3 protein-coding genes are annotated in these 6,836 nt (G+C 45.6%); 2 read left to right on the top strand and 1 reads right to left on the bottom strand.

The features are described from left to right. Positions 1-6: 6 nt before the first annotated feature. Positions 7-822, bottom strand: coding sequence for a pentapeptide repeat-containing protein (locus V2H45_RS11020; protein WP_330483697.1), 816 nt, complete (start codon positions 820-822; stop codon positions 7-9). Positions 823-1,086: 264 nt separating this feature from the next. On the opposite strand from V2H45_RS11020, the gene V2H45_RS11025 reads away from it, so the two are divergent. Both V2H45_RS11025 and V2H45_RS11030 read left to right on the top strand, forming a co-directional pair. Beyond that, positions 1,087-2,997 carry an AAA-like domain-containing protein gene (locus V2H45_RS11025; RefSeq protein ID WP_330483698.1) on the top strand — a complete coding sequence of 637 codons (1,911 nt, stop codon included), beginning with the start codon at positions 1,087-1,089 and terminating at the stop codon, positions 2,995-2,997. A gap of 142 nt (positions 2,998-3,139) precedes the next feature. Beyond that, a complete protein-coding gene (locus tag V2H45_RS11030) occupies positions 3,140-6,595 on the top strand; it encodes an AAA-like domain-containing protein (RefSeq protein WP_330483699.1) in 3,456 nt (1,151 codons plus the stop codon). The last annotated feature ends 241 nt before the right edge of the window (positions 6,596-6,836 follow it).

Here is a 6,836-nt window from a genome sequence, read left to right on the forward strand (position 1 = left end):
TCAAATTTAATTGTCAAAGGCTGTGATGTCTGATACTAAACTCAGCAGGTGCATATTTTGATTTTCTGGCATTGCCAAAGTCTTATCTTTGAAGATCGCACCTCTTTCGATTAAATCCTGTTGCAGAACTTCAGTGACACCAAGATTAAATCTAAAAATTGTATTTTGAACTATAGCTCTAAAAAGGATAGTTCCACTAAGGTTGGCTTCACTTAGGTTAGCTCCCGTAAGATTAGCTCCAAAAAGTTTGGCTCCCGTAAGGTTGGCTCCAAAAAGTTTAGCCCCGGTAAGGTTGGCTCCGGTAAGGTTAGCTCCAGTAAGGTTGGCTCCAATCAGGTTGGCTCCAGTAAGGTTGACTGTAAAGAGGTTAGCTGTAAAGAGGTTGGCTGTAATGAGATTGACCCCAGTAAGGTTGGCTCCAGTCAGATTGGCTCCAGTCAGATTGGCTCCAGTCAGATTGGCTCCAGTCAGATTGGCTCCAAAAAGTCCAGCTCCAAAAAGCTTAGCTCCAGTAAGGTTGGCTCTAGTAAGCTCGGCTCCAAAAAGTCTAGATCCAGTAAGGTTGACTCCAGTAAGCTCGGCTTCACTAAGGTTAGCTCTACTGATCTCAGCTTTGCTAAGATCGGCTCTACCGATCTTGGCTTTGCTTAGATTTGCTGTAAAAAGGTTGGCTTTACTTAGATTGACCCCAAAGAGGCTATCAGTTTTACTAAGATCGGATTCGGTGAAGTCCGTACTTTTTAGGGTAAAACGTTTGCCATTTTTACCATTTGTTTCTAACCAAGTCTTATGCTTTTCTAGCTTTTTTTCGATGTCTGTCAACAAATACACTCCCCAATTTAGCGTGACTGAGTTGATGTGTCCTTTCAAATAGTGGTGCAAATCATAGGGATAGATTTTAAAATGCTTTGCCTGTAATTTAGGGCATATAACGTTCTTTTTTCAATTGTCAAGCCCCATCATTTTAGGGCTAACCATAAAAAATGTCTAAAAAATGTCTTGAGTATTCAAGAAAATTTTTAAGCAAAAGCAAAAGCAATCATTATAGACTTTACAATTTAGTCATGATCCAGATAAACAATCACCATGACCAGTGATGTAGAAATCCTTGCAGGACGATATCAAATCGTTAACCCGCTTGGTGCTGGTGGTTTTGGGCAGACTTTTTTAGCAAGAGATAACCAATTACCAGATTCTCCGTTTTGTGTTGTCAAGCAACTAAAGCCTCAGTTTGCAAATGCAAGGGACTTGGAGGTAGCCAAACGCCTGTTCGATCGCGAGGCAAAGACATTACATCATCTCGGTAGCCACGATCAGATTCCTCAACTCATGGCGCACTTTGAGCAAAATGGTGAGTTTTATTTAGTCCTAGAGTTTATTGAAGGACAGTCGCTCGAACTTGAAATTGGCTTAGGCAGACAGTGGCGTCAATCGGAAGTGCTATCTCTATTGCGAGATTTGCTCAAGGTGCTTGCCTCTGTCCACAACGCACAGGTCATTCACCGCGACATCAAACCTGCCAACCTGATTCGCCGCGATCGCGATCGCAAAATTATTCTGATCGACTTTGGTGCGGTCAAAACTGTGGGTGCTTTGGCACTTCAGCTCAATAGCAGTAACCCCAATTCTAAAGACACCTTAGTCCTTGGTTCCCCTGGCTATATGCCCAGCGAACAACTTGCGGGACGCCCCCAGTTTAGCAGCGATATTTATGCGGTCGGTATTCTCTGCTTGCAAGCCTTGACAGGTGTGGGTATTCACGATATTCCCAGAGACGAACACACAGGAGAGTTTCAGTGGCAAACTCTTGCACCACGGACAAGCCCTAGATTGGCGGATCTCTTAGACACCATGGTGCGCTATGACTATCGCCAACGTTTTGAGAATGCTATGGTAGCTTTGAAAGCACTGGCGGCGATTGTGAAAAGCTCTGCTACGGCAACGGTGCTCTCAACCGCATTAACACCACCAAAATTAGAAGAGCCAAGCGGACAAGTTGCCACCGACTCTGTGTTTTATATGGAGCGTCCACCGATCGAACATGATTGTTTTGAAGCGATCGCCAAACCGGGCTCCCTAATTCGGATTAAAGCACCGCGCCAAATGGGTAAGTCTTCGTTGCTCGGCAAAATTTTGCACCATGCGGCGCTACAGGGTGGCAAACCCGTTTCCATCAACCTTCAAAATGCGGATAGTACGGTATTGACCGATCTCGATCGGTTTTTACGCTGGTTTTGTGCGAATGTCGGGCGACAACTAAAACTCAAAAGTAAAGTAGGCGAATTTTGGGACGAAATTTATGGCAGCAAGGACAACTGCACGGAATATTTCGAGCAATACTTACTTGCTGAAATCACCAGTCCTTTGATCCTTGCCCTGGATGAAGTGGACTTGATCTTTCAATATCGGGCGATCGCGGAGGACTTTTTTGGGCTGTTACGGGCATGGCACGAGCAGGCAAAAAATAGCGAAACATGGAAGCGCGTGCGGCTAATTGTCGCCCATTCCCAAGAAGTTTATATTCCGCTCAATATCAATCAATCTCCATTTAATGTGGGTCTGCCCATTGAACTGCGCGAATTTACGCTGGCACAGGTGCGCGATCTGATCCATCGCCATCAACTGAAATTTTCAGAAGATGAAATCGCGCAACTCATGTCTATGGTGGGTGGACACCCCTATTTAGTTCGGATCGCGCTCTATGATGTGGCACGCCACCATACTCCTCTCACCCGTTTGTTGCAAATGGCTCCGACGGAGGCTGGACTCTACAGCGATCATCTGCGCCGTCATCTGTGGAATCTCGAACAAAATCCGAAACTGTCAACGGCGATGCAAAAAGTCGTCGGTAGTAATACACCAGTGCGTCTGCCTTCAGAGGAGACCTTTAAGCTAGATAGTATGGGATTAATTTTGCGACAGGGTAATGATGTGATACCACGATGCAACCTCTACCGTATCTATTTTCGCGATCGCTTTGAAATCAACTCAGGGTAAAACAAAGGGTTAGAAGTTTTTGCAGCCAAGATGCCTGCGCTACAAATTCATTGCAAATCTAAGCGAATCTAATAGGATTGCTATATCCAAGTTTCAAAAGCATTCAACCATTTCAGAAAATTATCCATCTGAGCATATACCCATGGAGTCGCCTGATTCCCAGTACATCTATCAAGTTGGCGGTAGTCTACCCGTCAATGCCCCCACCTATGTGTGGCGACAGGCCGATCGGGACTTACATGCCCGCGTTAAGGCTGGAGAGTTTTGCTTTGTGCTCAATGCCCGACAAATGGGCAAATCGAGCTTGCGCGTTCAGACCATGCAACGCTTGCAAACCGAAGGCTATGCCTGTGCTGCGATCGATATCACTTCCATTGGCAGCCAAAACCTCACAGCGGAACAGTGGTATGCAGGCATTATTCGCAGCCTAGTCAGCAGTTTTGAACTGGGAGAGAAATTTAACCTGCGCGCTTGGTGGCGCGATCGCGACCTGATTTCCCCCGTTCAGCGCTTTACCGAATTTATCGAAACCGTCCTAATTACTGAGATCTTGCAGCCCATCGCTATTTTTGTTGACGAAATCGATAGCATCCTCAGCCTTGGTTTTGACATGGATGATTTTTTTGCCGCCATCCGTAGTTTCTATGAAGGTCGAGCCAACAAACCCGCACTACGCCGCCTCACCTTTGTCACCATTGGTGTTACTACCCCCTCAGATCTGATTCAAGACCGCCAACGCACCCCCTTTAACATTGGTACAGGCATTCAACTCACGGGTTTTCAGCCCTTAGAAGCTGTTACCCTTGCAGAAGGATTGCAGGAAAAAGCCCAAGATCCTCAAGCAGTACTAGCACAAATCTTGACTTGGACAGGTGGACAGCCATTTCTAACTCAAAAAGTCTGTCGTTTCATTTTATCCCTCCCCGAGCCGATCGCAACTGGAAGAGAAGTAGAGCTGATTGAGAACCTGATCCGAACTCGCGTCATCGAGACTTGGGAAGCCCAAGACGAACCCGAACACTTGAAAACGATTCGCGATCGGATGTTACGTAGCGAAAAGCGATCGGGGCGTTTATTGGGGCTATATCAACAGATATTGACAGGCGATGGAACGGGTATTCCTGCGGATGACAGTCCCGAGCAAATGGAATTGCGACTCACCGGTTTGGTTGTAAAACGCGAGGGTAGATTGCAACTGGCAAATCGCATTTATGCAGAAGTGTTTGCCCAGTCTTGGGTAGAGAATGCTTTAACGGCTCTGCGCCCCTATGCCGTGATGTTAAACAGTTGGGTAGAGTCTGGGAGAGTAGATGATTCGCGCCTACTCAGGGGACAAGCACTACGAGATGCACAGGCATGGGCAGAAGGCAAAAGTCTTGGCGATCTGGACTATCAGTTTTTGGCAGCGAGTCAGGAAGCCGATGCCAAGGAAGTAAAACGCGCCATGGTTTCTCAAAGACAAGAAATTCAGAAGCTGTTTGCAGCAAAGAAACAATTAGAAGATACCCTACAAGCAGAAAGACAGGTCAAGCTGAGGCTGGTAGAAGCACAGAGACAATTAAAACTCAACCTTGCCAAGACAGAACTGATCCTTAAAGGAGCTGCTTCTAAGGCTGCATTTACGACCAATCAGACATTTGATGCTTTACTCGAAGCCATTAGTGTTGCCAGACAATTAGAAGTTCTCGAAAGTACGATCCGAGGCAAAGTCGATTTGCGCATGCATGCGATCGCCCCCTTAATCCAAGCACTTTATGGCATTCATGAATGTAATCGTTTAGAAGGGCATGAGGATGGAGTGACAAAGGTTATATTTAGCCCTAACGGTCAATTACTCGTATCAGCCAGTAACGATAAGACCATCAAGGTCTGGGGACATAAAGGCAATCTCTGTCAAACTCTGTTAGGCCATTTTAGCCGAATTAATTGTTTGAGTTTTAGCCAAGATGGAAACTATTTGGCATCCGCAGGACAAGATAAAACTGTACGGCTCTGGCAGATTGACCCCGATACAGGGTTATTTTACGAACAGCCCAAAAGGGTAATTAGGGGGCATACGGCAGCGGTTCGAGGCGTTTGTTTTCAGCCAGGTAGTAACCTTCTTATCTCTTGCGGTGAAGATAGCAAGATCATGTTTTGGCAAGCAGATGGTACGTTAATTAATTCTTTCCAAGGAGGACACGAACGCTGGGTTACTTGTATTTGCTTTAGCCCCGATGGCGAAAGGGTGATTACGGGTAGCGTAGATCGAAATTTGATACTTTGGAGCGTGTATGGCAAACCCCTCAAAACGCTATGTGGCCATGAGAGCTTTATTGAGGATGTGTGTTTTTCCCCTGATGGTCAGCTCATCGCTTCGGCTGGACGCGACAAGACCGTCAAGCTTTGGGATGCGGATGGGAACTTCCTTAAAGATCTTTGCGATCATACAGGAAAGGTCTTGGGAATTTGTTTTAGTCCTGATGGAAACCTGTTAATTTCGGTGAGTAGTGATAAAGCTATTAAGGTTTGGGATAGGGAAGGCAACTTACTCAAAACGCTCTATGGACACGAAGGCGAAGTTGCGGGTGTGGCTTTTTGTCCAGATGGCATCAGGATGGCAACGGCAAGTGACGACACCACAATCAAAATGTGGGTTCCCAAAGGCAATCCCTTACCAACGATTCACATTCATCAAGAAGCGATTAATGCGATCGCTTTCAGTCCTAACGATAAGATCGTTGCCTCGGCAAGTAGCGATCGCACCATAACGCTATTAAGCAACGTCAAACTAATTTCTCGACTCGATGGGCATAAAGATCGCATCAACAGTGTTTGCTTTAGTCCTGATGGCACAATGCTCATATCAGCGGGGGAAGAAAATAAGATTCTTTTTTGGGATCTAGAAGGGAATCTCATCAAGACCTTGCATATATTTGGCGCTCCTGTTTACTGCTTGCATTTTAGATGCGATAGCAAGGTATTTGCTTCTTGTACGGCTGATGCGATCGTTAGGCTGTGGAGTAACGAGGGGAACTGTTTGAGAACCCTCAGGGGACACACAGATCTGGTTTATGACGCGCGTTTTAGTCTCGATGGAACGATGCTTGTCACAGCCAGTAAAGATAAAACGATTAGGCTTTGGAGTTGGGAGGGAGATTTACTGAATACGCTCTATGGCCATGAGAATGAGATTCTCTCAGTTTGCTTTAGTCCTGACAGCAAAACCATTGTTAGTGGCAGTCGCGATCGCACGATCAGGATTTGGAACTCGAGTGGGAGTTTATTAAAGACCATTAAAGGCCATGATGATTGCATTCGGAGCGTTTGTTTTAGTCCTGATGGTAATGTAATTGCCTCCTGTAGTGACGATCGCACGGTCAAACTTTGGGATATCAATGGCAAAGAGCTACTGACTTTTAGAGGGTATGCTTCTCCATTTCGTTGTGTCAAATTTAGCCATGATGGCAATACGCTGGTGGCCTCAAACCTTGAGGGCGCTATCATGATCTGGAGTTGCAAGTTAGATTATTTACTCACGAAAGGTTGCCAATGGGTTGGCGATTATTTGGCAAATAATCTTTATGTCAGCGATGACGATAGAAAGCTGTATGTTTGACGCGATCGATCGTTGCCGTCGATCTTTGACGGTATGTTAGCGATCGCACATCAAAAAAAGGTGAAAACGTTTGGGCAAATTATTCTCGCCTAAATTAATTGGTTTTCAGATTTCCTTAATATAGGAATGCTTTGCCCAAAACCTCGCAACTGTTCCTTACTCCCTTCCCGCCATAAAATCAGGTAGTTAATGAGAAAATAAAATCCAGTGTTTTTCGTACTTGTATTTTTGAGAGAAATTG

The organism is Tumidithrix elongata BACA0141, assembly GCF_036349135.1.
Lineage (GTDB): Bacteria > Cyanobacteriota > Cyanobacteriia > Pseudanabaenales > Pseudanabaenaceae > Tumidithrix > Tumidithrix elongata.

Bases quoted from the DNA above. Each gene is read 5' to 3' on its own strand.
- V2H45_RS11030 (WP_330483699.1), top strand. From the start codon at position 3,140: ATGGAGTCGCCTGATTCCCAGTACATCTATCAAGTTGGCGGTAGTCTA.
- V2H45_RS11025 (WP_330483698.1), top strand. From the start codon at position 1,087: ATGACCAGTGATGTAGAAATCCTTGCAGGACGATATCAAATCGTTAAC.